The sequence below is a fragment of the Vibrio sp. T13N genome (assembly GCF_032970445.1).
Taxonomy (GTDB): Bacteria; Pseudomonadota; Gammaproteobacteria; order Enterobacterales; family Vibrionaceae; genus Vibrio; species Vibrio diabolicus.
Map to the genome: position 1 here is coordinate 1 of NZ_JAWJYE010000057.1, position 1,049 is coordinate 1,049.

Genomic DNA, 1,049 nt, shown 5'->3' on the forward strand with positions numbered 1-1,049 from the left:
AATCTCCTCTATGATTTTTATTTCATGAATTTTTTTTAAAGCAGACTGCTGATTGTTAATTATACCCCACATCCCTTCATGAATCGTAGAGACACTAACCAGATCACTATTTCCTACCCTATTTTTAATTTCACTTGCTGCAAGGTTAGTATACGTTATACATAAAATTTTTTGCTTTCGTTTTTCTAGAAGATTTGAAAAATTCAATAACGTGTACTTTATACTCTCTTTAAGAGAATAAGTTTTCCCAGCTCCTGCTCCAGCATTAAAAACAAAATCATCGCAAGACGATATATGACCAAATATTTCTTTTTGACTGCGACATTCGTCTTCCGCTTCAGTCTTATCAAGAATCGTTAACCCCATACTAACTACCTCGCAATTAACCTAACTTTGACTCAAGCCAGACAAGTCCATGTTCTATATAATCAGGAAGAACTGGCTTTTCTCCATCCTTCGAGTAAATGTTATACAAAAGCGTATTTGCAAAGTCACTTTTGCTACTGGAGAGCTTCTGTTGCCATTCGTATGATTGGTGAACTGAGTTTTCGTATTCTTCTTTACCTACTTCCCCAACGATTGATTTATATATCCTTGGCTTAACATCACGTAAAGTCTGATTAAGAATAGTGTTTTTGTAATTGCTTAATATAAATGCTTCTTCAAAACTAGATGCAAAATATGATTCAATCATATCTTTTTGATAGACTATTTTAAATCCCCCATTTTCATCCTCTTTATAATATTCAAGATTATTGGGAATAATCACTGATTTTTCATCTTCCTCATCAGCCTCAACCGCATCATTTTCAGTAACACCACATACGTACTTTCTCAGGACTGCATTGGTTGTTTTTTTTCCTTCTAAACTTTCAACTTGCAAATACGAAGCATCAGGATGCTTATCAGTCTTGACTCCTTTTTCGTAACTACTCCTCTTGATATCTAAATCAGTAATTGCTGGTTGGATAAGCTTAATTTGGGGCGACCAGATTTTAAACTGGTACTTTACTTCAGTTCTAGGAGTGTAAATGGCTTTGGTTATTGGT

The 1,049-nt window shown here is 34.4% G+C and carries 1 protein-coding gene and 1 pseudogene; both read right to left on the reverse strand.

Annotated features, from left to right (window positions below; genetic code table 11):
• The coding region (locus R2S67_RS22745; RefSeq protein ID WP_317347179.1) for a UvrD-helicase domain-containing protein at positions 1 to 366 on the reverse strand (366 nt) is incomplete at its 3' end.
• Between the two features lie 16 nt (positions 367 to 382).
• Positions 383 to 1,049: pseudogene (locus R2S67_RS22750) on the reverse strand (hypothetical protein); the annotation flags it as partial.